The 24,045-nt window shown below is 63.3% G+C and carries 18 protein-coding genes and 1 tRNA gene; 12 read left to right on the forward strand and 7 right to left on the reverse strand.

Translation table 11 applies throughout. From position 1 onward, the window contains the following. Positions 1-409: 409 nt before the first annotated feature. The 4 genes from BGRAMDRAFT_RS22985 to BGRAMDRAFT_RS23000 all read left to right on the forward strand — a co-directional run bounded on the left by BGRAMDRAFT_RS22985 (position 410) and on the right by BGRAMDRAFT_RS23000 (position 4,428). The gene (locus tag BGRAMDRAFT_RS22985; RefSeq protein ID WP_006051238.1) at positions 410-1,429 is read left to right on the forward strand and encodes a YVTN family beta-propeller repeat protein; all 1,020 of its coding nucleotides are present in this window, start codon (positions 410-412) and stop codon (positions 1,427-1,429) included. A gap of 111 nt (positions 1,430-1,540) precedes the next feature. Next, positions 1,541-2,542, forward strand: a complete 1,002-nt coding sequence (locus BGRAMDRAFT_RS22990) for a sterol desaturase family protein (protein WP_006051239.1) — start codon at positions 1,541-1,543, stop codon at positions 2,540-2,542. A 194-nt stretch (positions 2,543-2,736) separates the two neighbouring features. Continuing rightward, positions 2,737-3,570, forward strand: a complete 834-nt coding sequence (locus BGRAMDRAFT_RS22995) for an EI24 domain-containing protein (protein WP_006051240.1) — start codon at positions 2,737-2,739, stop codon at positions 3,568-3,570. 30 nt (positions 3,571-3,600) lie between these two features. Continuing rightward, the gene (locus tag BGRAMDRAFT_RS23000) at positions 3,601-4,428 is read left to right on the forward strand and encodes a competence/damage-inducible protein A (protein WP_006051241.1); all 828 of its coding nucleotides are present in this window, start codon (positions 3,601-3,603) and stop codon (positions 4,426-4,428) included. 190 nt (positions 4,429-4,618) lie between these two features. Here the strand turns inward: BGRAMDRAFT_RS23000 and BGRAMDRAFT_RS23005 are convergent, their stop codons facing one another. Then, the gene (locus tag BGRAMDRAFT_RS23005) at positions 4,619-5,083 is read right to left on the reverse strand and encodes a rhodanese-like domain-containing protein (RefSeq protein ID WP_006051242.1); all 465 of its coding nucleotides are present in this window, start codon (positions 5,081-5,083) and stop codon (positions 4,619-4,621) included. 439 nt (positions 5,084-5,522) lie between these two features. Here BGRAMDRAFT_RS23005 and glnA point away from each other — a divergent pair, with 439 nt between their 5' ends. From glnA to BGRAMDRAFT_RS23025, 4 genes are all read left to right on the forward strand, one after another. Then, a complete protein-coding gene (glnA, locus tag BGRAMDRAFT_RS23010) occupies positions 5,523-6,938 on the forward strand; it encodes a type I glutamate--ammonia ligase (RefSeq protein ID WP_006051243.1) in 1,416 nt (471 codons plus the stop codon). A gap of 143 nt (positions 6,939-7,081) precedes the next feature. Beyond that, a complete protein-coding gene (gene glnL, locus BGRAMDRAFT_RS23015) occupies positions 7,082-8,224 on the forward strand; it encodes a nitrogen regulation protein NR(II) (protein WP_006051244.1) in 1,143 nt (380 codons plus the stop codon). Positions 8,225-8,271: 47 nt separating this feature from the next. Then, positions 8,272-9,789 carry a nitrogen regulation protein NR(I) gene (ntrC, locus tag BGRAMDRAFT_RS23020; RefSeq protein WP_006051245.1) on the forward strand — a complete coding sequence of 506 codons (1,518 nt, stop codon included), beginning with the start codon at positions 8,272-8,274 and terminating at the stop codon, positions 9,787-9,789. Between the two features lie 169 nt (positions 9,790-9,958). Further along, complete coding sequence (locus BGRAMDRAFT_RS23025; protein ID WP_006051246.1) at positions 9,959-12,103, forward strand: prolyl oligopeptidase family serine peptidase; 2,145 nt, start codon at positions 9,959-9,961, stop codon at positions 12,101-12,103. 37 nt (positions 12,104-12,140) lie between these two features. Here the strand turns inward: BGRAMDRAFT_RS23025 and xth are convergent, their stop codons facing one another. Then, on the reverse strand, positions 12,141-12,917 hold the full coding sequence (xth, locus tag BGRAMDRAFT_RS23030) for an exodeoxyribonuclease III (protein ID WP_006051247.1): 777 nt from the start codon (positions 12,915-12,917) through the stop codon (positions 12,141-12,143). Between the two features lie 210 nt (positions 12,918-13,127). Between xth and BGRAMDRAFT_RS23035 the strand changes: the two genes are divergently transcribed. Further along, on the forward strand, positions 13,128-13,415 hold the full coding sequence (locus BGRAMDRAFT_RS23035; RefSeq protein WP_006051248.1) for a hypothetical protein: 288 nt from the start codon (positions 13,128-13,130) through the stop codon (positions 13,413-13,415). 102 nt (positions 13,416-13,517) lie between these two features. Continuing rightward, a tRNA-Met gene (locus BGRAMDRAFT_RS23040) sits at positions 13,518-13,594 on the forward strand. A gap of 69 nt (positions 13,595-13,663) precedes the next feature. Here BGRAMDRAFT_RS23040 and BGRAMDRAFT_RS23045 read toward each other — a convergent pair. Then, entirely contained in the window at positions 13,664-14,362 is a 699-nt protein-coding gene (locus tag BGRAMDRAFT_RS23045; RefSeq protein WP_006051249.1) for an aspartate/glutamate racemase family protein, read from the reverse strand. 201 nt (positions 14,363-14,563) lie between these two features. Here BGRAMDRAFT_RS23045 and BGRAMDRAFT_RS23050 point away from each other — a divergent pair, with 201 nt between their 5' ends. Then, positions 14,564-15,856, forward strand: coding sequence for an amidohydrolase family protein (locus BGRAMDRAFT_RS23050; protein ID WP_006051250.1), 1,293 nt, complete (start codon positions 14,564-14,566; stop codon positions 15,854-15,856). Positions 15,857-15,942: 86 nt separating this feature from the next. Here BGRAMDRAFT_RS23050 and BGRAMDRAFT_RS23055 read toward each other — a convergent pair whose 3' ends face one another. Continuing rightward, entirely contained in the window at positions 15,943-18,051 is a 2,109-nt protein-coding gene (locus BGRAMDRAFT_RS23055) for a M3 family metallopeptidase (protein ID WP_006051251.1), read from the reverse strand. Positions 18,052-18,329: 278 nt separating this feature from the next. Here BGRAMDRAFT_RS23055 and BGRAMDRAFT_RS23060 point away from each other — a divergent pair, with 278 nt between their 5' ends. Next, positions 18,330-19,484, forward strand: coding sequence for an acyltransferase family protein (locus BGRAMDRAFT_RS23060; protein ID WP_006051252.1), 1,155 nt, complete (start codon positions 18,330-18,332; stop codon positions 19,482-19,484). 208 nt (positions 19,485-19,692) lie between these two features. On the opposite strand, the gene folD is transcribed toward BGRAMDRAFT_RS23060, so the two are convergent. From folD to fixL, 3 genes are all read right to left on the reverse strand, one after another. Next, positions 19,693-20,553, reverse strand: a complete 861-nt coding sequence (gene folD, locus BGRAMDRAFT_RS23065) for a bifunctional methylenetetrahydrofolate dehydrogenase/methenyltetrahydrofolate cyclohydrolase FolD (protein WP_006051253.1) — start codon at positions 20,551-20,553, stop codon at positions 19,693-19,695. 311 nt (positions 20,554-20,864) lie between these two features. After that, a complete protein-coding gene (gene fixJ / locus BGRAMDRAFT_RS23070) occupies positions 20,865-21,509 on the reverse strand; it encodes an oxygen response regulator transcription factor FixJ (RefSeq protein ID WP_006051254.1) in 645 nt (214 codons plus the stop codon). After that, positions 21,506-24,022, reverse strand: coding sequence for an oxygen sensor histidine kinase FixL (gene fixL, locus BGRAMDRAFT_RS23075; RefSeq protein WP_006051255.1), 2,517 nt, complete (start codon positions 24,020-24,022; stop codon positions 21,506-21,508). The genes fixJ and fixL overlap by 4 nt, the downstream gene beginning before the upstream one ends. Positions 24,023-24,045 lie beyond the last annotated feature (23 nt).

Here is a 24,045-nt window from a genome sequence, read left to right on the forward strand (position 1 = left end):
TCAACGACCGACCATCCGCGCTCACTCTTGCGTCCTTTGGAATGGCTTGGACGATGAGCCTGCGGGATTCTCCGGCTGTGCGTGATCGGCGCAAATAAGCAAAATCCGAATTACGCGGAATTAATTTTCACGCTCTTAGTTTGCGTCTTTATCTCGCTGGCTATTTAATCGACAACGAGATATTTCTCTATTGGTATTAAATTGTTTCGTGATTATTGAGTGTATTCTCACGACAACATTTTCTAATTAGGACGACACCTTTCGATCTTGCAGATCATGTTTATCGGCGATGCGCTTCTGGCGCGCTCATCCGGCCCTCGATTTTCCCCGCTCTGCAACCCCGATCTGCGTCAACCGCAGGCCACGGCAAACGTTCTACAATGATGGTCGTTCTCCGAAGTGAGTTTTCATGCGTAAATTTTTTCTTCCTGGCGTGACAGCCACGTTCGCCGCAGGCTTCGCTCTCGCCGCCGCGGCAGGCTTTTTTTCTCCCGCAGCCCGCGCCAACAACGTCATCGTGCTGAATTCCGCCGAAGCCACGCTGAGCCTCATCGACGAGACTACCCGCCAGGTTATCGGCACCGTGCCCACGGGCAAGGAACCGCATCATCTGATGGTGACGCCGGATAATTCCTCGCTGATCGTCGCCAATTCGGTATCGAACAATCTGATGTTCGTCGACCCGAAGACAGGGCAGGTCCAGCGCTGGGTCGAAAATATCGAAGATCCGTATCAGATCGGCTTCTCGCCTGACCGCAAATGGCTCGTCACGACGGGGCTGCGTCTCGACCGTCTCGACATCTATCACTACGACGGTCAGAAGAACCAGATGGCGCTCGCGTCGCGTCTGCCGCTCGCGGTCATGCCGAGCCACATGGCGTTCACGAACGACAGCAAGACGGTCTTCGTCACGCTGCAGGTGTCCGGCGAACTCGCCGCCATCGACCTGGCCACGCAAACGGTCAAGTGGAAGATGAAAGTCGGCAAGGTGCCGGCGGGCCTGTGGATGACGCCGGGCGAAAAGTATCTGCTGGTCGGCATGACCGGCGCGGATTACGTGGCCGTGGTCGACTGGCACACGCAGAAGATCGTCAAGACGATCCATACCGGCAACGGCGCGCACAACTTCCGCTCGCTGGCGGACGGCAAGCACGTCGCGGTGTCGAACCGCGTCGCGAGCACGATCAGCATCATCGACGAAGACTCGCTCACCAACGTCGGCGACATCACCGGTCTGATGCCCGGGCCCGACGACATGGAACTTTCCGCCGACAAGCGCTATCTCTGGGTAACGTTCCGCTTCGCGAAGCACGTCGGCATCATCGATCTGAGCACGCGCAAGCTGATCCAGACGATCGCCGTCGGCCGCTCGCCGCACGGCATCTATTTCTTTAATCGCGCGCCGGTCACAGCGCCCAACGGCGCGTGATAATGGAGCGAGCCATGCCGCGCCACGCCGCACGCGAGGCACGATACGCCCAGTACGCAGCGCAATACCCACGATAGCGAGCGGCAAACACAGAAGTAACCGACCAGCACCATGTTCCATCTGATCTTCTCTTCGCTCGACAACTTCGTCTCCGCCGCGCAGACGTTGCTGTACGTCAACGTGGTGCAGCCGCTGCTGTTCCACTTCGATCTGATGGACTACGACGAAGACACCTACGACAGCCTTTACTGGGTGATCGTGGGCGTCCTCGAGGTGCTGGCCATGTATGCGATCCTGCGGCCGCTCGAGGCGCTGCGTCCGGTCGAGCAGTGGGACAACCGCAAGGCAGTGCGCGTCGACGTGATCTACACGTGGATCGCGAAGCTCGGCATCCTGAACCTGTTTTTCTTCTTCGCGCTGCAGCCGTTTTTCGACAATGTGCAGGCGTGGCTGCGCCTGCATAACATCTCCAATATCGAGTTCGACAACCTGTGGCCGGGCGTGACGACGCAGCCGCTCGTCACGTTCGTGATGTACCTGCTCGCGCTCGATTTCGCCGGTTACTGGTATCACCGCTGGCAACATCGCATCGGCGTGTGGTGGGAGCTGCACGCGGTGCACCACAGCCAGCAGCAAATGTCGCTGTGGGCCGACGACCGCAACCATCTGCTCGACGACCTGCTGCAAGCATCGTTCTTCGCGGTCATCGCGCTCGTGATCGGCGTGCCGCCGTCGCAGTTCGTCGTGCTGGTCGCGATTACCAATCTTGCGCAGAGCGTGCAGCACGCGAATATCCGCCTGCATTTCGGCTGGCTGGGCGAGCGGCTGCTGGTGAGCCCGACGTTTCATCGGCGCCATCATGCGATCGGTTACGGTCACGAGGGCCTGAAGTACGGCTGCAACTTCGGCGTGCTGTTTCCGTGGTGGGACATGCTGTTTCGTAGCGTGTCGTGGAGCCGCGAGATGGAGCCGACCGGCATCAGCGACCAGTTGCAGGGTCGCGCGTACGGCGAAGGCTTCTGGGCGCAGCACTGGCTCGCTTTCGTGCGCATCGGCCGGCGTCTGAGCGCACGGCGCGGCAATCGGGACGAGGGCGGCGCCACCGCGGTCTGAGCCTGACTGACTTCGTTCTTCAATCGTCCTCCATTCGTTCTTCAATCGTCCTCCATTCGTTGTCCATCCACCGCCGGTCTCCCCGGCGGCCCGTCGCGTGGTTTATGCTGTCCACGTTTGCGCGCACGGTCTACGTTCAGTGACCGCCGCGCCGCTCCATCATTTCACCGTTGCACTCACCGGCACTGGCTCGCATGAATGACCTTTTGCGCTCGTTCGGGCGCGCGCTCGCAAGCGCGCTCCACCCGCGCATGCTCTGGCTGACCTTCATGCCGTTCGTCGCGGCGACGGTCGGCTGGGGCGTGATCCTGTGGTTTAGCTGGCAGACGCTGATCGGCGCGACCCGCGGCTGGCTCGAAGGCTGGTCGTTCACCGTCACGCTTTACCATCTGTTCGACTCGCTCGGCTTTTCCGGGCTGCACGCGGCCATCGCGCCGTTCCTGGTTGTAGCGATGACGATCCCGCTCATCGTCGTCACCGTACTGCTGCTGATCGCCACGCTGTCGATGCCGGCCGTCATCCGCTTCCTGTCGACGCGCCAGTTTCCCGGCCTGGAAATGCGCCGCGGCGGAACGTGGTACGGCAGCCTTGGCCAGGCGCTCTGGACGACGCTGGTATGTCTCGTGCTGCTGATCGTGACGCTGCCGCTGTGGCTCGTGCCGCCGTTTTTCGCGCTGATTCCGCCGCTGCTGTGGGGCTGGCTGACCTACCGCGTGATGACGTACGACGCGCTCGCACTGCACGCCACGCGCGATGAGCGGCGTGCGCTCGTGCGGCGTTTCCGCTTGCCGCTGCTTTTGATCGGCGTTGCGAGCGGTCTGATGGGGTCGCTGCCGACGCTGCTGTGGGCGTCGTCCGTGTGGCTTCTGGTGCTGTTTCCGGTCATCACCGCGGTGACGATCTGGATTTACGCGTTCATCCTCGTGTTTTCGGCGCTGTGGTTCGGCTACTACTGTCTGCGGGCGCTGCAACGCATGCGCGCGGACGAGGCCGGCGGCGTGCGGCACGCGGCCCCGGTTCCTTATTGATCAACGAACGAGATAACCAAAGAGGCGGCAATGGCATTTGGCGTCATCATCATCGGCGATGAAATCCTGTCGGGCAGACGCGTCGACAAGCATTTGCCGAAAGTCATCGAACTGCTCGGCGCGCGCGGCTTGTCGCTTGGCTGGGCGGAGTACATCGGCGACGACCCGCAGCGCATCACGGCCACGCTGCGGCGTACTTTCGACTCGGGCGACATCGTGTTTTCGACGGGCGGCATCGGCGCGACGCCGGACGATCACACGCGTCAATGCGCGGCGGCCGCGCTCGGCGTGCCGCTGCAACTGCATCCGGAAGCGCAGAAGCTGATTCAGGAGCGCATCCGCGACATGTACCCGGCAACGGCCGCGACGCCGCTCGACCTGAACTCGCCGGAGAATCTGCATCGGCTGAATATGGGCACGTATCCGCAAGGCGCGGCGATCATTCCGAACGGCTACAACAAGATTCCGGGCTTCTCGATCCGCGAGCACTACTTCGTGCCGGGCTTTCCGGTCATGGCCTGGCCGATGATCGAATGGGTGTTGGACACGCACTACGCGCATCTGCATCACGCGATGCCGCACGCGGAAAAATCGCTGCTCGTGTTCGAGTTGCCCGAGTCGCGTTTAACGCCGCTGATGGAGAAGATCGAGCGCGATTTCCCCGGCGTGCGCGTGTTCAGTCTGCCGAGCGTGGGCGACGCCGAGCGTGGCGGCGTCTATGCGCGCCATCACATCGATCTCGGCGTGAAGGGCGAGCCGGAAGCGGTGGCGGCGGCGTTCGTCAAGCTACGCGAGGGCGTGCATCTGCTTGGCGGCGATATTGTCGAGCACGAGGCGGCGGGAAAGCCTCGTGCGTGATGTCTGCCTTGTTGACGCGCGATTCAACGGTGAGGCGTGCGCGAGTGGCCGGCTAATAGCGGCGATAGTAGCGGGCTAGCGGTCGGTTCGCGACCGGCTGGCTCCCGACCGGCGGTTCACAGGCCCGCAGCTCTGTACCGGACGCTTTACTCCCCGCTTCAATACGCCGCCCCAGCGCCCTCACGCACCCTCACGCGCCAATCCACGGCAAGCCGCGGAAGCACCAGCCCGACACCGTCTTGCGATGTCCCTGGCCGTCCTTGTCGCCTTCGAAGCCTTCCAGCAGGTCATAAGCCTTCGTGAAGCCCGCCTGCGCCGCGGCGATCGCCGCGAGCTTGGAGCGCGCGGCGCTGCGGCACAAAAACAGCACCGGCGTATCGGGCGACGCCACGTCGCTCAATTGATGCAGGAATTCCTGATTCGGCACGGCGCCCGGATAGCGCGTCCATTCGACGTGCGCATACTGTCCGTCGCCGATCACGGGCCGGCCGACCCAGTCGAGTTCGGCGCGCGTGCGCACATCGACGAGACGCGCGCCCGTGTCGAGCTGCAGCAGTTCGAACGCCTCGGCCGGCGACAGCGCGCCGGCGTAAGGCAACTGGCTTTCGGTGCGGCGTTTGTCCGCCTGCGCATACAACTGTTCGAGGGTAGTCATGCGTTGGTCTCCTTGATCAAGTGACCATTCTAGCGCGGCGCTTTGGGCCCGCGCGGGCGCTGGACGACCTGCAATCCGAGGCGACGCGCACGCTGCAACCGCTCGCCCTTAAATGGTGCAAAATGCCGCATATGCACCAAACTCGTTCCGCGACAGCGGCCACTCCGCACCCGCGCCTCATTTTGGTGCTAACGAAAACCATCGAATTTTAGGGCTGCATATCCCCCGGTGCGCGAATTCCCCGCCGACGCGCGCACTGTCAGCACGCGCGCCGTCTTGGCGCATACATGGCACAGTTGCTGCTTTAGTCAGGCCGATCGATCAGCAACGGCTAATTTTCACATTCGCTCTTCACAATTGAGGGTGGACGCGCCGGGACGGGTCAGCTAGATTGGGCGGCGGCTGAAATCCGCCGAATTCGTTAATCAGGAGATAGGTTATGAGTAAATCCGTGGCCGACGTCGTTCAACTCGTCAAAGACGAAGACGTCAAGTTTGTCGACTTCCGTTTCACCGACACGCGCGGCAAAGAGCAACACGTTTCGGTGCCGGTGTCGGCATTCGATGAAGACAAGTTCGAAAGCGGCCATGCGTTTGACGGTTCGTCGATTGCCGGTTGGAAGGGCATCGAAGCATCGGACATGTTGCTGGTCCCGGACGCAAACACCGCCTTCATCGACCCGTTCTATGAAGAGTCCACGCTCGTTCTGACTTGCGACGTCGTCGAACCGGCTGACGGCAAGGGCTACGAACGCGACCCGCGTTCGCTGGCAAAGCGCGCCGAAGCCTATCTGAAGAGCTCGGGTCTCGGCGACACGGCATTCTTCGGTCCGGAACCGGAATTCTTCATTTTCGACTCGGTCCGGTGGAACACGGACCAGTCGGGCTGCTTCGTCAAGATCGGTTCGGAAGAAGCACCGTGGTCGTCGTCGAAGGAATTCGAAGGCGGCAACACCGGCCACCGTCCGGGCACGAAGGGCGGCTATTTCCCGGTCGCTCCGGTCGACACGTTCCAGGACATCCGCTCGGAAATGTGTCTGCTGCTCGAACAGATCGGCATTCCGGTCGAAGTGCACCACCACGAAGTCGCGGGCCAGGGCCAGAATGAAATCGGCACCAAGTTCTCGACGCTCGTGCAACGCGCCGACTGGCTGCAGCAGATGAAGTACATCATCCAGAACGTCGCGCACACGTACGGCAAGACGGCTACGTTCATGCCGAAGCCGATCGTCGGCGATAACGGTTCGGGCATGCACGTTCACCAGTCGATCTGGAAGGACGGCCAGAACCTGTTCGCGGGCAACGGCTACGCAGGTCTGTCGGAATTCGCGCTGTTCTACATCGGCGGCATCATCAAGCATGCTCGCGCGCTGAACGCGATCACGAACCCGTCGACGAACTCGTACAAGCGTCTCGTGCCGCACTTCGAAGCACCGGTCAAGCTGGCTTACTCGGCGCGCAACCGTTCGGCATCGATCCGTATTCCGCACGTGTCGAACCCGAAGGGCCGCCGTATCGAAACGCGTTTCCCGGACCCGATGGCGAATCCGTACCTGTGCTTCTCCGCGCTGATGATGGCGGGTCTGGACGGCGTGCAGAACAAGATTCATCCGGGCGAAGCCGCCGACAAGAACCTGTACGACCTGCCGCCGGAAGAGGATGCAAAGATCCCGACCGTGTGTGCCGGCCTCGACCAGGCTCTGGACGCGCTCGACGGCGACCGCGAGTTCCTGACGCGCGGCGGCGTGTTCACGGATTCGATGCTCGACGCGTACATCGAACTGAAGACGAACGAGTTGCAACGTTATCGTCAGTCGGTGCACCCGATCGAATTCGAAATGTACTACTCGCTGTAAGCGGCAATGGCGCTTCGCCCGTCGAATGGCGAAGCGCTTTGTCCGACGCTCGCGATCGGTCACGAAGGGACGGCGGCGCCGTCCCTTTTTCATTCGACCGGACGCAGCGGTTTGCCACCATCTCCTATCGGCCAGACTGCAAGATGGTTCTAAAGAATCTGATCAAGGCGAGAAAAGGGCACGTCGACACGCTGTCCGACGACGCACAGCTCGTCGCGTCCGGACTGTTGCCGGGCTTCGAGGCGTTGCCCACCGTCGTGCTGATACTCGAGAAGCGCACGCTGCGTGTCGCGTTTGCGAACCCGTCGGCGGAGTCGATGCTCGAGCTTTCGCGCCGGCAACTCACGCAGATGGCGTGGCCGGACATCTTCTCGAATGCCGACGAACTCGTCGCCACCATCACGTCGATCGCCGCTCACCGTTTTCACGCGACGCATCTCGATGCCGTGCTCGAGCGGCCCGCTCACGAGCCGCTGCATGTCCACGCGATCGTCGGCTTTCTGGAAAGCGCGCAAGACTACGTGCTGCTCGAACTGTTCGAGAACGAGCGGCATTTGCGCAGCGACCGCGAGGAGCGCATCAACGACCTCACGGCCGTCAACAAACAGTTGATCCGCAATCTCGCGCACGAAATCAAGAATCCGCTCGGCGGGATTCGCGGCGCGGCGCAACTGCTCGAATTCGAACTGGGCGAGCGTCAGCGCGACGAGTTGCGCGAGTACACGCAGGTCATCATCAAGGAATCGGACCGGCTGCAAACGCTGGTCGACCGCTTGCTCGAGCCGCACCGGCATCCGCATATTGTCGGCGACGTGAATATTCACGAAGTGTGCGAGCGCGTGCGTCAGGTGATTCTCGCGGAGTTTCCGCGCGGCCTCACGATCGAGCGCGATTACGACGTCAGCGTGCCGGACCTGCGCGGCGACAAGGAGCAACTGATCCAGGCGCTTCTGAACATCGTGCGCAATGCGGCAGAGGCATTGCGCGAACGCATCTCGCAAGGCGACGCGCGCATCGAATTGCGCACGCGCATTGCACGCAAGATCACGGTGTCGAAACGCTTATGTAAGCTGGCACTGGACTTGCATATCATCGACAACGGCCCCGGCATTCCCGAGGACATTCGTGACCGCATCTTCTATCCGCTCGTATCGGGGCGCGAGGACGGCAGCGGTCTCGGTCTGACGCTCGCGCAGACGTTCGTGCAACAACACGACGGTCTGATCGAAGTGGAAAGCCGGCCCGGCCACACCGAGTTTCAGATTCTGCTGCCGCTCGACTACTGACACGCCTTCGCACATCGCAGGCATCTCAAGACTTCTGACAGACCTATATGAAGCCGATCTGGATAGTAGACGACGATCAATCGATTCGCTGGGTGCTTGAAAAAGCGCTCGCTCGCGAAAACTTCGCGACGCGCAGCTTCGCGAACGTGCGCGAGGCGTCGGCGGCGCTCGATCACGAAAGCCCGCAGGTGCTGGTGTCCGACATCCGGATGCCGGGCGGCTCGGGCCTCGAATTGCTGCAAACCGTGCGTGACAAGGTGCCGGGCTTGCCGGTCATCATCATGACGGCGTTCTCCGATCTGGACAGCGCGGTCGCCGCGTTCCAGGGCGGCGCGTTCGAATATCTCGCGAAGCCGTTCGACATCGACAAAGCGGTCGAGCTGATCCGCCGCGCGGTGGACGAGAGCATGCGCGGCGAACAGACGTGGGACGACCGCGTTGCCGATGCACCCGAAATGCTCGGCCAGGCGCCCGCGATGCAGGACATGTTTCGCGCGATCGGCCGTTTGTCCCATTCGGCGGCAACCGTGCTCATTACCGGCGAATCGGGCACCGGAAAGGAACTGGTCGCGCGTGCGTTGCACCGGCATAGCCCACGCGCGAACGGTCCCTTCATTGCGCTGAACACCGCGGCGATTCCAAAAGATCTATTGGAATCCGAACTATTCGGCCATGAGCGCGGCGCCTTCACTGGCGCGCAGGCAATGCGCCAGGGCCGCTTCGAGCAGGCGGAAAACGGCACGCTGTTTCTCGATGAAATCGGCGATATGCCGTTCGATTTGCAGACGCGTCTGTTGCGTGTGCTCTCCGATGGCCAGTTCTATCGGGTCGGCGGCCACAATCCGCTGCGCGCCAACGTGCGCGTGATCGCGGCGACGCACCAGAATCTGGAATCGCGCGTACGTCAGGGGCTTTTCCGCGAGGACTTGTATCACCGGCTCAACGTGATTCGCCTGCGTTTGCCCGCGTTGCGCGAGCGCAGCGAAGACATTCCGCTGCTCACCCGGCATTTTCTGCAGAAGAGCGCGCGCGATCTGGGCGTCGAGCCGAAGCGCGTATCGGAAGAGGCGCTCGCTTATCTGGCTTCGCTGCCGTTTCCGGGCAATGTGCGGCAGTTGGAGAATCTCGCTAACTGGCTCACGGTGATGGCGCCCGCGCAGACCATCGAGATCAAGGACTTGCCGCCGGATCTCGGTCCCGCGCAGGCCGGCGCGACGGATCTTACGACGGGCGGGGGCGGCAGTCCGATCGGTAGCGCGGACGCGAGCCTCGCGGCCACGGCGCCGATCAATGGCGGAAGCGTGGCGGCGCATGCGGGCATGCCGGGCGGCCTGCCGGTTGCCACGGTCAGCGCATGGGAAGGCGGCTTGCGCACGGAAGTCGCGCGCTTGCTGCGCGAGAATTCCGCGGACGTGATGGACGAACTCGCACGCCGTTTCGAAGCGGCGGTGATTCGCGAGGCGCTCGACTTCACGCGCGGTCGCAAGGTCGAGGCGGCGGAGCGTCTCGGTATCGGACGCAATACGATTACGCGCAAGATTCAGGAGCTCAATCTCGAGCCTTGATTCGATGACCGCACGGCATGTGTGAAGGCGGCGGGCGGCGGCATGGATATCGCGTCCGGCCGCCGCTTGCGCCTTTATCCGAACATCCAGACATTGAACCGCCGCGCAAACACCGCCGCTTCTCGCGCGGCAAGGCATAATCAACGCTGTTTTTATCCGACAGCTCACGATGCCTCCTGCCTCTTCCGCTAGTTCTCCCTGGCCGTTTTCCACCGATCCGTTCCTGTGGCTCGAAGCGCTCGACGACCCCGAAGCACTCGCGTGGGTCGACGAGCAGAACGCCCGCACCCGCGCCGCGTGGTGCAGCGGTGAGCGACTCGACACGCTCACACAATGGCTCGCCGATGCGTATCTGCCGCGCGAACGCCCCGTCATTCCCACTCGATGGAAAGAGTGGGCGTACGACCTGTGGCAGGACGACCGCAATCCCAAAGGGCTGTGGCGGCGCACCACGTGGGCGGCGTGGCGCGGCGGTAAGCCTGAGTGGCAGAACCTGATCGACTTCGACGCGCTAGGCGAAGCCGAAGGCACGCCGTGGGTCTGCGTCGAGTTCGACATTCTTTACCCGGATGGCGATCGCGCGTTGATCACCATGTCGCCAGGCGGGTCGGACGCGGTCGTGGTGCGCGAGTTCGACATCGACGCGCGACGCCTGGTCGACGACGGTTTTGTGATCGCGAAGGCGGGCAAGCATGCGGCGTCGTGGATCGACCGCGATACGCTTTACGTCGGCTGGGACAATGGGAGCGAGAGCCTGACGCGCTCCGGCTATCCGCGCGAAGCGCGGCGCTGGACGCGTGGCACGGCGCTCGCCGACGCGCCCGTGGTGTTCGAGGGCGCGTATGACGACATCGGCGTGCAAGCGCACTACGATCCGGTGGAAAAGCGTCACACGGTCGTGAGCAGCGTCGATTTCTTCGACTCGCACAGGTACTACCTCGACGCGGCGAACGGCGTCCCGCTTGCCGCCGATGCGTGGCGTCGTTACGACGTGCCCTCGCATGTCGCGGTGGGCGGCTGGAACGGCTGGCTGCTGCTCGAGCCGCGCCTCGACTGGCATTACGATGAGGTGATGTATCCGGGCGGCGCGCTGCTGGCGATCCGTGAAGACGCGTTCCTGCGCGGCGAGCGCGAGGTCACGCCGTTGTTCATCCCGACTTCGCAGACGTCCGCCTGCGAATGGACGCACACGCGCAACCAGCTCATCGTGTCGTATCTGGAAGACGTGCAGAACAAGACCTTGCTGTTCACGCCGATGCAATCCGCCGATCACACATGGCAGTGGCAACAGCGTGTCTTCCCGTCGCACGGCGAGGGGCAAGCCGACGTCTCGCCGGTGGAGTCGACGTTGAACGACGAAGTGTTCGTCGATACCGACGACTATCTGCAGCCGCCCGCGTACTGGCTCGCCGATCTTGCGCGCGACGATCTCACCGCGTGGGAGTTGGTCCACCGCTGGCCGACGCAGTTCGACGCGACGCGCTATGTGGTGACGCGCGGCGACGCCGTTTCCGCGGACGGCACGCGCGTGCCGTACACGGTGATCGGACCGCGCGACGTGCAAGCTGCCGCCGAGCGCATGGATCATGCGGATCACGCGGAACAGCATGCCACGCGGCCGTGTCTGCTCACCGGCTATGGCGGCTTCGCGATTCCGTTATTGCCGAGCTATCTCGCGGGGCAGGGCATCGGTTGGCTCGAGCGCGGCGGCGTGTACGTGGTCGCGCACATTCGCGGCGGCGGCGAGTTCGGCACGCCCTGGCACACGGCGGCGCAGACCGAGCATCGGCAACGCGCTTTCGACGATTTCATCGCGGTGGCCGAAGCGCTCGTCGCAAGCGGCGTGACGAGCGCCGCGCAACTCGGCATCCAGGGCGGCAGCAACGGCGGCCTGCTGGTCGCGGCGTGCATGGTGCAGCGCCCGGAACTGTTCGGCGCTGTGGTCTGCGAAGTGCCGCTGCTCGACATGAGCCGCTATCACCTGCTGCATGCCGGCGCGTCGTGGATCGACGAATACGGCGATCCCGACGATCCCGCCGATGCGCGCGTGCTCGCCGCCTACTCGCCGTATCACCGCGTGACGGCGGGCGTGAAGTATCCGCCGGTGATGTTCACGACGTCGACCGCCGACGACCGCGTGCATCCCGGCCATGCCCGCAAGATGGCGGCGCGCATGCAGGCGCTTGGTGTGGATAACGTGTGGTATCGCGAGAATACGGAGGGCGGTCACGGCGGCTCCGACGAACTGGAGCAGGCCGAGCACGACGCGATGGTGTTCGAGTTTTTGTGGGGAACGCTGGGGGTTTCGGCTTGAGCGTGTGTGCGAATGCGAATGCGTCGGGGCGCCTCTGTCAACCTAGTTGCGCAACGACCGGCGCGTGGTCCGACGGCTGGTCCCATTTGCGCGGCACCTTGTCGACCTCGCACGAAGCGCACGTTTCGGCCAGCGCCTTCGACAGCAGAATATGGTCGATGCGCAGACCCGCGTTGCGGCGGAAAGCCATCATCCGGTAGTCCCACCACGAATAGATTTTTTCCGGCTGCTCGAACTGACGGAATGCATCGACGAGACCGAGTTCGATCAGCCGTACGAACTCCGCGCGTTCTTCCGGCGACACCAGGTTTTGACCTTCCCAAGCCTTCGGATCGTGCACGTCGCGGTCGTCGGGTGCGATGTTGTAATCGCCGAGCAGCGCGAGCTTCGGATACAGCGCCATCTCGCTTTTGACCCAGTCGTGCAGCGCGGCAAGCCAGCGCAGCTTGTACGCGAACTTGTCGGTACCGGGCGCCTGGCCGTTCGGAAAATAGGCGGAAATAATGCGCACGCCCTCGACGGTCGCCGCGACCACGCGCTGCTGCAAGTCATCAAAGCCCGGAATGTTTCGCACGACGCTCGCTTCGTCGACGTTGAGCCCCGCGCGCACCAGAATGCCGACGCCGTTGTACGTCTTCTGGCCCGCGAACCAGCTCCGGTAGCCTTTCTCTTCGAGTTCCGCGCGCGGAAACTTTTCGTCGGGCAGCTTCAGTTCCTGAAGGCACAGTACGTCGGTGCCGCTGGTTTCGAGCCAGTCGATCACGTGCTGCTGGCGGACTTTGAGTGAGTTGACGTTCCAGGTGGCGATTTTCACGGGAGATTCTCAAGCTGAATGGCGCAGGAGCCGTAGCTTACCAGCGCCCGCGCGAAGGCGACGATTTTCGCGGCGCTCGCACCCGTACTCACGCCCACACCGCGCGGCGCGCGTCGAAAATAAAAAGCCGATGCGTGCCGTGCGCAGCGTATAGTGGGGTGATATTCACAATTCGACTCACTCAGGCACCGGCGTGCACCGGAGGGCATCATGGCTCAGGCTTATCCAGATCTTTATAAGGACTTCGAAGTGCATCCGCTGGTTTTCTCGCGGGCGTTCGACAAATTCGACGGTCACAAGCGGCATGCGGAAGGCTACGACGTCGCGGTGCGCGTCTGCCGTCCGGGTGCCATTAGCGGTTCGAAGGCGAGCCGTGTGTTTCGTCTCGTGCTGCCCGCCACGTTCTCCGACTTCGGCGTCGCAAAACGCAGCGCGAGTCAGTACGGCGCGGATATTATCGACGGCAAGATCGAGGGCGCGACGGTTCAGGATCTGTGATTCGCGCTGCGGATTTTTGCGCGTCGAATTGCATGCCGACACCGTTAGTCGAAGCAATAGTTTGACGTTTTGCCGACGCCCCTATATACTCTTTTTCTCTGACGCGGGGTGGAGCAGTCTGGCAGCTCGTCGGGCTCATAACCCGAAGGTCGTAGGTTCAAATCCTACCCCCGCAACCAGGCATATGAAGCCCGCTGGCGCAAGCCACGCGGGCTTTTTCATTTGCTGTCAGTCATCCGCAATCGCCTTCATTCGCCCCCAATCGCCCACTCCACCGCCGCTTGCGCATGCAACGCCGTCGTATCGAACACGGGCAGCACGGAATCTTCCGCCTTGATCAGCAACGTGATCTCGGTGCAGCCGAGAATCACCGCCTGCGCGCCGCGCGCGGCCAGCGATTCGATCACACCTTGATATATCGCGCGCGACTCGCTCTTCACGTTGCCGTGACACAGCTCGTCGTAGATGATGCGGTGCACGTCCGCGCGTTGCGCTTCTTCCGGCACCAGCGTTTCAAGGCCGTAGCGCTCGCGCAGCCGTCCCGTGTAAAAGGCCTGCTCCATCGTATAGCGCGTGCCGAGTAAACCGACTCGTTCGACGCCCGCCGCGCGCAGTGCGTTGCCGGTCGGATCGGCGATATGCAGGAACGGCACATGAATGGCGCGCTCGATCGACTCATACACGCGATGCATCGTGTTGGTCGCAAGCATCACGAGCCCGGCGCCGCCGCGTTCGAGTTGACGCGCCGCATCGGCCATCTGTTCGCCGAGCGCGTGCCAGTCGCCCGCGCGCTGATTCGCTTCGATGGGCGCGAAGTCCACTGTCAGCATCAGGCTGCGCGCGTTGTGATGACCGCCGAGGCGCGCCTTCGCGTGACGGTTGAGCAGCCTGTAATACTCGGCGGAAGATTCCCAACTCATGCCGCCGATCACACCTATCGTCTTCATCCGCACGCTCCTCAATGAACAACGCCATAACGTGAACCGAGTATAGGTGCGCCGTGCCGCGGGTTGCCGGTACGGATTGCTCGCCGTCGGCCGGTACGGGGATCCCAATTTAAGCGCGTACAAAACCGGCGCGGCCTTTCTGACGCCGATAGAATCGTCATGAATCACGACGCGAACGCCGACACAAAAAAGGAGCGAGATATGGACCTGATCATCCGCCGCGCGATGCTGCCGCCACGCGTCGCGCCGCAAGCGAAGCACGCGGTCGACATCGGCATCGAAGCGGGGCGCATCGTCGCGGTCGAAGCGAATCTGGCCGCCGTCGCGCGCGACGAAATCGACGCGGCCGGCTCGCTCGTCACGCCGCCTTTCGTCGATCCGCATTTCCATATGGACGCAACGCTGTCCTATGGTTTGCCGCGCGTGAACGCGTCGGGCACGCTGCTCGAAGGCATCGCGCTGTGGGGCGAACTCAAGCCGCATCTCATGCAGGAGGCGCTGATCGAACGCGCGATGCAGTACTGCGACTGGGCGGTCGCGCGCGGGCTGCTGGCGATCCGCAGTCACGTCGATGTGTGCGATCCGCGCCTGCTCGCCGTCGAGGCGCTCGTCGAAGTAAAGCGCCGTGTCGCGCCGTATCTGGACCTGCAACTCGTGGCGTTTCCGCAAGACGGCGTGCTGCGGAGTGCCGGCGCTTTCGAAAACCTCAAGCGGTCGATTGCAATGGGCGTCGACGTGGTCGGCGGCATTCCGCATTTCGAACGCACGATGGCCGACGGCGCGCAATCCGTGCGCATGTTGTGCGAGTACGCGGCCAAGCAGGGCTTGCGAGTGGACATGCACTGCGACGAATCGGACGATCCGATGTCGCGCCACATCGAAACGCTCGCCGCCGAAACGCAGCGCCTCGGCTTGCATGGGCGCGTCACCGGTTCGCATCTCACGTCGATGCATTCGATGGACAACTACTACGTGAGCAAGCTGTTGCCGCTGATGCGCGAGTCGGGTGTATCGGCGATTGCCAATCCGCTCATCAACATCACGTTGCAGGGACGCAGCGACACGTACCCGAAGCGGCGCGGCATGACGCGCGTGCCGGAGATGATGGCGGCGGGCATCAACGTCGCGTTCGGGCACGATTGCGTGATGGACCCGTGGTATAGCCTCGGCTCGGGCGACATGCTCGAAGTCGCGCACATGGGCTTGCACGTCGCGCAGATGACGGGCGTCGAAGGCATGCACGCGTGCTTCGACGCGGTCACGGTGAACGGCGCGCGCATTCTCGGTCTGGAAGACTACGGTGTCGCGCCGGGCTGCGCCGCCAACCTCGTGCTGCTCGACGCGCGCGATCCGGTGGAAGCGATCCGCCTGCGCGCGGCGCGGCTGGCGGTGATCAGCCGCGGCAAGGTGGTGAGCCGCGCACCGGCGGCGCGCGCGGCGCTGTCGCTCGAAGGACGGCCTTCGGAAGTGGATTTCAAGCTGCATCGCGACTGACCTGACCGCCGTACGCAGCCAGCAAAAAAGCCGGTGTCCGCATTGTGCGGAACACCGGCTTCTCATCGCATCACGACACCATCCATTCAGTGCGCGGCGGCAGGCGTCATGCCGTTATGCCGCAGCAGCGCGTCGATGTTCGGCTCGCGTCCGCGGAACGCCTTGAACGACTCCATCGCCGGGCGGCTGCCGCCCACTTCGAGAATCTCCTTGCGATAGCGCATGCCGGTTGCCTGATCGAGCACACTGCCGCTCGCCGATTGCGCGGCTTCCTCGAATGCCGCATACGCGTCGGCGGACAGCACCTCGGCCCACTTGTAGCTGTAGTAGCCCGCCGCATAACCGCCCGCGAATACGTGGCTGAACGTGTTCGGCCAACGCGAGAAGGGCGCTTGCGGCACGACATGAAAACGCTCGTTGATCTCGCTCGCGAGTTGCGTCGCGTTCTTCGTGCCGGTTGCGTCGAAGCCGGTATGCAACTGCATATCGAACATCGAGAACACGATCTGCCGCAACGTGCCGAGCCCGCTCTGGAAATTCTTCGCGGCAAGCATCTTGTCGAACAGTTCGCGCGGCAGCGGCTGCGCCGTTTCGACGTGCGAGGTCATGTCGGAGAGCACGTCCCACTCCCAGCAGAAGTTCTCCATGAATTGCGACGGCAGTTCGACCGCATCCCACTCGACGCCGTTGATGCCGGACACGCCGAGTTCATCGACGCGCGTCAGCATGTGATGCAGCCCATGCCCGAACTCGTGGAAGAGCGTGATGACTTCGTCGTGCGTGAAGCATGCAGGCTTGCCGCCGACCGGCGCCGAAAAGTTGCAGGTCAGATACGCGACCGGCGTTTGCACGCCGCCGTGCGTATGCTTGTGACGGCCGCGCGCGTCGTCCATCCAGGCGCCGCCGCGTTTGCCTTCGCGTGCGTACAGGTCGAGGTAGAACTGCGCGACGAGGCCGCCGTCCTGGTTCTCGACGCGGAAAAAACGCACGTCCGGATGCCACACAGCGGCTTCGTCGCGGCGGATACGCACGCCGAACAAAGTCTCGGTGACTTTAAAAAGGCCCTTGAAAACAGCGTCTTCCGGGAAATACTGCTTCACTTCGTTCTCAGAAAACGAATAGCGCTTCTGACGCAGGCGCTCGGCGGCAAACGTCATGTCCCACGGTTGCAGGTCGCTCAGGCCGAGTTCATTCGCCGCGAATTCGCGCAGTTCCTTCCAGTCCTGCTCCGCATGCGGACGCGCGCGCGTGGCGAGGTCCTCGAGGAAAGTCATGACCTGTTCCGGCGATTCCGCCATTTTCGGCGCGAGCGAGACCTCGGCGAAATTGTTGTAGCCGAGCATGTGCGCTTCTTCCGCGCGCAGTTTCAACTGCTCGGCGAGCACCGACGTGTTGTCCCACTCGGGCTTGCCGTTGCCGTATTGCGGACCGAGTTCGGACGCGCGCGTCACATACGCGCGGTACATCGCCTCGCGCATCGGACGGTTTTCCGAGTACTGCATGACCGGGAAGTACGACGGGAAATGCAGCGTGAATTTGTAGCCGGTCTTGCCGTCGCGCTCAGCCGCTTCTTTCGCGGCTTCGATCACGTCTTCGGGCAGACCGGCGAGTGCCGCTTCGTTGCCGGCTTCGACGACATACGCATAAGCGTTCGTGGCATCGAGCACATGATCGGAAAACGCCTTCGAGAGCGCCGCCTGCTTCTCCTGCAATTCGGCGAAATGCGGCTTCTGGTCCTCGGGCAATTCGGCGCCGGACAGACGGAAATCGCGCAGCGCGTTGCTGAGAATCTTCTGGCGCTCACTGCTGAGCGCGGCGAATTCGTCGCTTGCGTTCAGCGTCTTGTACTTCTCGTACAGCGCAAGATTCTGCCCGACGCTCGACCAGAACTCGGTCACGCGCGGCAGGTTTTCGCCATACACGGCACGCAGTTCGGGCGTATCGGCAACAGCGTTCAGATGACCGACGACGCTCCATGCGCGCGACAGCGGTTCGGTCGCGCGCTCGACGGGCTCGACGACATCGGCCCACGAAGCGGGTGTAACCGGCAAAGCGGCGCGCTCGACTGCGGCCGCTGCATCGGCGAGCAGCACATCGAGCGCGGGCGTGACGTGTTCGGGGCGGATTTCGCCAAAGCGCGGCAGGTCGGAGAAATCGAGGAGCGGGTTGTCGTGATTCGAGACGGTAGTGGACATGAGGCTTCCTGTCTGACGCGGGTGAACGGTTGATGACTAACGGTTACTTTAACCGGTGCTGGGCGGCGTGCGCGCGGCGGCGCCCCATCGCACCTGACATCCATAGTATTGGGGCAGGCATACAAATTACCAGATGTCGCGGCGCGCGGCGCTTCTGTGCGAAAGCGAACTGTGTCAAACGGCGCCGCGCCGCATGCTGATGCGTCCGTCGCTTGACTGCGGAGTGGCGGCTCAGCACTTCAGTTGACGCTTTCCGACGCTTTCCCCAAGAGGTATCGATGCACCCGCTTTCGCACGCTCTATCGCGCAACGGCAACAATTTCGACCTGGTGCGGCTTGTCGCCGCCGTGGCCGTCGTGTATGGCCATTCGTATCTGCTGCAGGCGCCGGACGGCTCGAGCGACTGGGTCCACAACGCGCTCGGTTTCGACGGCTTCGGCGCGCTCGGCGTCTATGCGTTCTTCCTGTTGAGCGGCATGCTCGTGACCGCGAGCTTCGACCGTCAACGCTCGGTGCCGCGCTTTGCGGTGCTGCGCATCGCGCGGCTGTGGCCGGCAGTGGCGCTCGGCTCGCTGGTGACGGTGTTCATCGTCGGGCCGTTGTTCACGACGCTGCCGCTGCGCGAGTATTTCAGCTCCGGCATGACGTGGGCGAACCTCGACAACTTTTCCACCATCGTGATGAACACCGGCTGGGCGCTGCCCGGCGTGTTCGAACACAACCGCTTTCCCGTCGACGTCAGCAGTCCGCTATGGACGCTTCCGCTGCAAGTGCGCTGCTATCTGATCGTGCTCGCGGCGGGCATGCTCGGTCTGCTGTCGAGCCCGCGCGGCGCATTGCTCGCGGCGGCGCTCGGCATTGCCGCCTTCGTGCTGCGCGTGCATTTGCCGCCGCATCTGACGCCGCATTCGCTGCCGCTCGTGCAGATCGGCTTGCGCGACTTCAGCGACACGCCCGGCGGCTATTCGTTCTGGCCGGAGCCGTTCTTCATGCTCGGCGTGCTGCTGTATGGCTTGCGCGAGCGGATCGACATTCACGGTCTGATGACGCTCGCGTTGACGATGGTTTTTCTGGTGTTTCGCGATACGGCGGGCGCGCAGCCGTTGTTCTATCTGGCTTTTGTGTATGGCGTGCTGTGGGTCGGCACGACGCCGCTGTTGCGGCGCTTCGTGCCGCGCCATGACTACTCGTACGGCATCTATCTGTATGGCTTCATGGTGCAGCAATGCGTGGCGAATATCGCGCCGCAATTGAGTCATGTGACGGCGGTGCTGATCGCCGCGCCGTTTATCGTGCTGTGCGCCGCGCTGTCGTGGCACTGCGTCGAGAGGCCGGTGCTGATGTGGTGCCGCGCTCGCCTCGCGCGCCCGCGTGCGGTGGGTGCCGACGCGCGGCCGGCGAGCGAGCGGGGCGCGCGCGAAACCGTGCGCTGACGGTCATGCAGCAAGCGTTGGATTCGAAGGGTGATGGAGTGAGACTGAGGTGCGAGGAGAAGCAGGGCGGGGACGCAGACGAGCGTGAGTCATAACGAGTCGGACAAAACCTCGACTCACGCCGATATGAAAGCAGCAGTCAAACCGGGGTTGCGTAGCGAGTTGAAAGCGCGGGGCTGGCAGTTGCCCAGCGCTTTCCTTTTTACCTTCAGGCCTTCTTCGCTGCCTCGCGCTCCGCGGCTTCAATCGTATTCACGAGCAGCATCGTGATGGTCATCGGACCGACGCCGCCCGGCACCGGCGTGATGTAGCCGGCCACTTCCTTGACGCCCGCGAAATCGACGTCGCCGCACAGCTTGCCGGCCTCGTCGCGATTCATGCCGACGTCGATCACCGCCGCGCCCGGCTTCACCATGTCGGCGGTAACGAGGTTGCGCAGGCCGGTGGCCGCGACCACGATGTCGGCGTTGCGCGTGTGCGCGGCGAGATCGCGCGTCTTGCTGTGGCAGATCGTGACCGTCGCGCCCGCTTCGAGCAGCAGCAGCGCCATCGGCTTGCCGACGATGTTCGAGCGGCCGATCACCACCGCGTTCGCGCCTTGCAGCGGAATCTCATAGGCGGCGAGCATCTTCATCACGCCGTACGGCGTGCACGGACGGAACAACGGCTTGCCGGTCAGCAACGCGCCCGCGTTGGCGACGTGAAAGCCGTCCACGTCCTTCTCCGGCGCGATCGCCTCGATCACCTTGTGGCTGTCGATATGCGGCGGCAGCGGCAGTTGCACGAGAATGCCGTGGATCAGCGGGTCGCGATTGAGTTCGTCGATACGCTCGAGCAGTTCGGCTTCCGACAGATCCGCCGGATAACGGTCGAGCGACGAGCCCAGACCATTGTCGTGGCACGCCTTCACCTTGTTGCGCACGTAGACTTCGCTGGCCGGATTGTCGCCGACGAGCACGACAGCGAGCCCCGGCTGATGGCCGCGGGCGGTCAGCGCGGCGGCGCGTGCGGCGACGTCGGCGCGCAGTGTCTTGGAGAGGGCGAGGCCGTCGATCAGTTTGGCAGTCATGGTCGGTCGAGAGGGGCAGTATGGAAAGCGGAGCAGCGCGTGCCGCGCGCGATGGCGTTTTTCAGCAGCAACGGGTCGGCACATGAAAAGCGCGCGAGGCTAATCGGAGATAGGCGTCGCTGCAAAGTCCGTCATTATACCGGCGTGCGCGCGGGCAAGCCGACGACGTCCGCGTTGCCGGACGGCTCGCGCCGAGGCGAGCAGACAGAAGAGATAGCGGGGAGGAGCCGGACTGGACAGTCCGGCTGATGACGAAGGCCACACGGCGCGCCGCGGCAACTGCCGGACGCGCCGCGGGTGCTTGCCAGTATTTATTGCGCCGGTTGCGGTTTGTTCGACAGCGCGAGTCGCAGCAGATCGGCGACCGTGTTGACGTTGAGCTTTTCCATGATGTTCGCGCGATGCGCTTCGACCGTCTTGATGCTGATGCCGAGGTCGTCGGCGATCTGCTTGTTCAGGCGGCCCGCGATGATGCGCTCCAGCACCTGATGCTCGCGCGCGGTCAGTTTGCCGAGCCGCTCGGCGGCCGCGCGCTGCTGCTGCACGCTGGTGCTTTCGCTGCGCGCCTTGTCGAGCATGCGCTCGACCAGCTTGCGCAGCTCGGCTTCGTCGAACGGCTTTTCGATGAAGTCCATCGCGCCTTTTTTCATCGTGGACACGGCCATCGGCACATCGCCATGGCCCGTCACGAAGATGATCGGCAGCGACGCGTTGTCGGCGATCAGGCGTTCCTGCAGTTCCAGTCCGCTCATGCCGGACATCCGCACATCGAGAATCAGGCAGGCAATCTGGCCCGGATGCTGATGCGGCTGCCATGCGTCGATAAACTGCTCGGCGCTGGAGAAGCACTGCACGCGGTAGCCGTTCGCCTCCAGCAGCCAGCGCAGCGAATCTCGCACGGCCTCGTCGTCGTCGACGACAAAGACAGTTTCCTGTGTGGTGACTGGGCTGTTCATAGCTCTCCCGTAACGGTTTGTGGTGTCGGCGCCTCTGACCCGCCGTTGCTCGGGCCGTCAGGCTCTCCAATAGGCAGACTGCAATGGAACGTGGCGCCTGTGATGTGGCCGTCTGACTCGACGTTGTTGACCACCCACAGACGACCGCGGTGCGATTCGATAATCGAACGGCAAATGTTCAGCCCCATGCCCATGCCGTCGGACTTGGTGCTGTAAAACGGTTCGAACAGCCGCTCGGCGGTTGCTTCGTCGACGCCCGGGCCCTGATCGACGACGCTGATGTTGACAAAGCCGCCCTCCAGCCGCACGACGACGCGGATCACCGGATCGACCGCGTTGGGCCGCGCTTCCGCCATCGCCTCGGCGCCGTTCTTCAGCAGGTTGACCAGCACCTGCTCGATCAGCACGGGGTCGACGTAAATGACGGGCAGCCGCGAGCGCATGTCGGTGACGATGCGAATGCGCCGCTTGCGCACTTCGATTTCGGCGAGACCCACGGCGTCCGCGACGATGTCCGCGACGCGCGTCGCCTGGCGCTTCGGCTCGCTGCGTTTCACGAACTCGCGAATGCGCTTGATGATCATGCCGGCGCGCACTGCCTGCTGTGCGGTTTTTTCGAGCACGGGCAGCAGATTGTCAGGCGTCGTCCGACCGGATTTAACCAGCGCAACGGTTCCGGAGCAATAGTTATTGATGGCGGCGAGCGGCTGATTCAGTTCGTGTGCGAGCGACGACGCCATTTCGCCCATCGTCATCAGACGGCTCGTGAACTGCAGCTTTTCGTCCTGCTGGCGCGACAGTTCCTGCGCCTGCTTGCGCGTGGTGATGTCGGTTGCGATCTGCATCTGCGCGAGGTGGCCGTCCACCCACTGGATGTACTGACGGCGCACTTCGAACCACTTCTGGATGCTTTGCACGTAGATTTCCTGCGCGTCGGCCGTGCTTTCGGTCAACGCCGCGGCGGGCAGTCCCGCGTATGTGTCCACCATATCGATCGAATCCGACGACGCCTGTGCGCTATCGAACCCGCCGCCCGCCAATTCCAGATGACCGTCCGGGCGGATGCCGAACAGATGCCGGTAGTAGCGGTTGGCGAACAGCAGTTCGGCTTCGTCGGCGGCGAGCACGGACACGGCCGCGTCGAGACTTTCGAGCACGGTGGTGAAGCGCTCATGCGCGGCGGCGAGTTCCTCGCGCGCGCGCTTCGGCTCGGTGATGTCGGTCATCGACGACATCCAGCCGGTCTGGCGGCCCGAGCTGTCGATCAGCGGTGATACATACAGACGCGCGTGGAACGTGGAGCCGTCCTTGCGGCGCACCCGCAATTCGAATCCCGACGACGGCGCCTTGCCGCGCAGCGTCATGTCGAGCTGGCGCTGCATTTCCGGATAGGCGTCGCGCGGCCAGTAGGCGAACGGCGCCGTCTTGCCGACGAGGTCGCTTTCGTCCCAGCCGGTCATGCGGCAAAACGCGGGATTAACGTGCGTGATGCGGCCGTGCATGTCGAGCACGCGCATGCCGATGAGCACGGAGTTTTCCATCGCGCGGCGGAAGAACGCTTCGGCGTAGAGCGCCTGCTGCGCCTCGAAGCGCTGCCGCGTGTGCTTCCACAAGCTCCACAAACTCCACAACACGAAGCACGACAAACCGGCCACCAGCCACACGAGCGTGTTGTTGGTGAAGTTCGTCATCTGCGGGAACGCGTACACGCGCACCGAGACGCCCTGGCCCGGCGGATCGAGCGGCAGATCGTAGAACATGTCGCGCGGCAAACGCGGACGCGTGGACGTGGTGGTCAGCTCGCGGTTGTTCGCGTCGACGATCGAAATCTTGTACTTCGCCGACAGCTCGGGCGGAATATCGTGCTTAAGAATGCCTTCGACCGAAAACACCGCGGCGATCGAGCCGAGAAATTCGCGGTCGCGAAAGACCGGCGTTTGCAGTGTGATGTAGCCGTTGCCGAGGTCGTCGTAGATGAGCGGCGAATACACCTGGCGGCGCGTGCTGCGCGCCTCGGCGAACGCGGCTTTGACCGCTTCGTCCATTTGCGTGTCGTTCGGCTTGGCGAGACGCTGGCCGAACACGGGCAGCGCGGTATTGGGCCAGCGCGGCTGCTGCTGGCTCGTGTACCAGTTCATGTAGAGGATTTCGGGATGCCCCTGCATGATGTCCGTGGTAGACACCTGGAACGACTGGGGATCGGCGTGGCCCGCGGCGAGGTCGCGCGCGAGCGCCTGGATCTGTTCCTGCGCGCCGGTCATGGACAGGCGAATCTGCTGCTGGGCCCACGCGACGTTGCGGTAAAGCGTGTCTTCCTGCTGCTGCTGCTCGCGCCGGTTCAGGCTCCACAGAATCAGGCTCATGACGACCAGGAACACCAGGATCGACAGGAGCGGCGTCAGCAAATAGGAATTGGACCACCAGGGCCCATGGTGCCAGCGGGAGGACGGCGACGAATCCGCCGGCGAACCAGCGTTGCGCGCCGATCGAGCGAAAAGCCGTTCGGTCAACATGCGTGGCATTGTAGCGCAGCGCG

It is taken from the genome of Paraburkholderia graminis C4D1M (genome assembly GCF_000172415.1).
GTDB lineage: Bacteria > Pseudomonadota > Gammaproteobacteria > Burkholderiales > Burkholderiaceae > Paraburkholderia > Paraburkholderia graminis.

What these genes read in the sequence shown, in the direction of transcription:
- BGRAMDRAFT_RS22990 (WP_006051239.1), top strand. Translation starts at nt 1,541, where the DNA reads ATGTTCCATCTGATCTTCTCTTCGCTCGACAACTTCGTCTCCGCCGCG.
- BGRAMDRAFT_RS23045 (WP_006051249.1), bottom strand. Translation starts at nt 14,362, where the DNA reads ATGAAGACGATAGGTGTGATCGGCGGCATGAGTTGGGAATCTTCCGCC.
- glnL (WP_006051244.1), top strand. Translation starts at nt 7,082, where the DNA reads ATGGTTCTAAAGAATCTGATCAAGGCGAGAAAAGGGCACGTCGACACG.
- BGRAMDRAFT_RS23025 (WP_006051246.1), top strand. Translation starts at nt 9,959, where the DNA reads ATGCCTCCTGCCTCTTCCGCTAGTTCTCCCTGGCCGTTTTCCACCGAT.
- BGRAMDRAFT_RS22985 (WP_006051238.1), top strand. Translation starts at nt 410, where the DNA reads ATGCGTAAATTTTTTCTTCCTGGCGTGACAGCCACGTTCGCCGCAGGC.
- BGRAMDRAFT_RS23060 (WP_006051252.1), top strand. Translation starts at nt 18,330, where the DNA reads ATGCACCCGCTTTCGCACGCTCTATCGCGCAACGGCAACAATTTCGAC.
- fixL (WP_006051255.1), bottom strand. Translation starts at nt 24,022, where the DNA reads ATGTTGACCGAACGGCTTTTCGCTCGATCGGCGCGCAACGCTGGTTCG.
- BGRAMDRAFT_RS23035 (WP_006051248.1), top strand. Translation starts at nt 13,128, where the DNA reads ATGGCTCAGGCTTATCCAGATCTTTATAAGGACTTCGAAGTGCATCCG.
- folD (WP_006051253.1), bottom strand. Translation starts at nt 20,553, where the DNA reads ATGACTGCCAAACTGATCGACGGCCTCGCCCTCTCCAAGACACTGCGC.
- BGRAMDRAFT_RS23055 (WP_006051251.1), bottom strand. Translation starts at nt 18,051, where the DNA reads ATGTCCACTACCGTCTCGAATCACGACAACCCGCTCCTCGATTTCTCC.
- BGRAMDRAFT_RS23000 (WP_006051241.1), top strand. Translation starts at nt 3,601, where the DNA reads ATGGCATTTGGCGTCATCATCATCGGCGATGAAATCCTGTCGGGCAGA.
- BGRAMDRAFT_RS23050 (WP_006051250.1), top strand. Translation starts at nt 14,564, where the DNA reads ATGGACCTGATCATCCGCCGCGCGATGCTGCCGCCACGCGTCGCGCCG.
- BGRAMDRAFT_RS22995 (WP_006051240.1), top strand. Translation starts at nt 2,737, where the DNA reads ATGAATGACCTTTTGCGCTCGTTCGGGCGCGCGCTCGCAAGCGCGCTC.
- ntrC (WP_006051245.1), top strand. Translation starts at nt 8,272, where the DNA reads ATGAAGCCGATCTGGATAGTAGACGACGATCAATCGATTCGCTGGGTG.
- fixJ (WP_006051254.1), bottom strand. Translation starts at nt 21,509, where the DNA reads ATGAACAGCCCAGTCACCACACAGGAAACTGTCTTTGTCGTCGACGAC.
- BGRAMDRAFT_RS23005 (WP_006051242.1), bottom strand. Translation starts at nt 5,083, where the DNA reads ATGACTACCCTCGAACAGTTGTATGCGCAGGCGGACAAACGCCGCACC.
- glnA (WP_006051243.1), top strand. Translation starts at nt 5,523, where the DNA reads ATGAGTAAATCCGTGGCCGACGTCGTTCAACTCGTCAAAGACGAAGAC.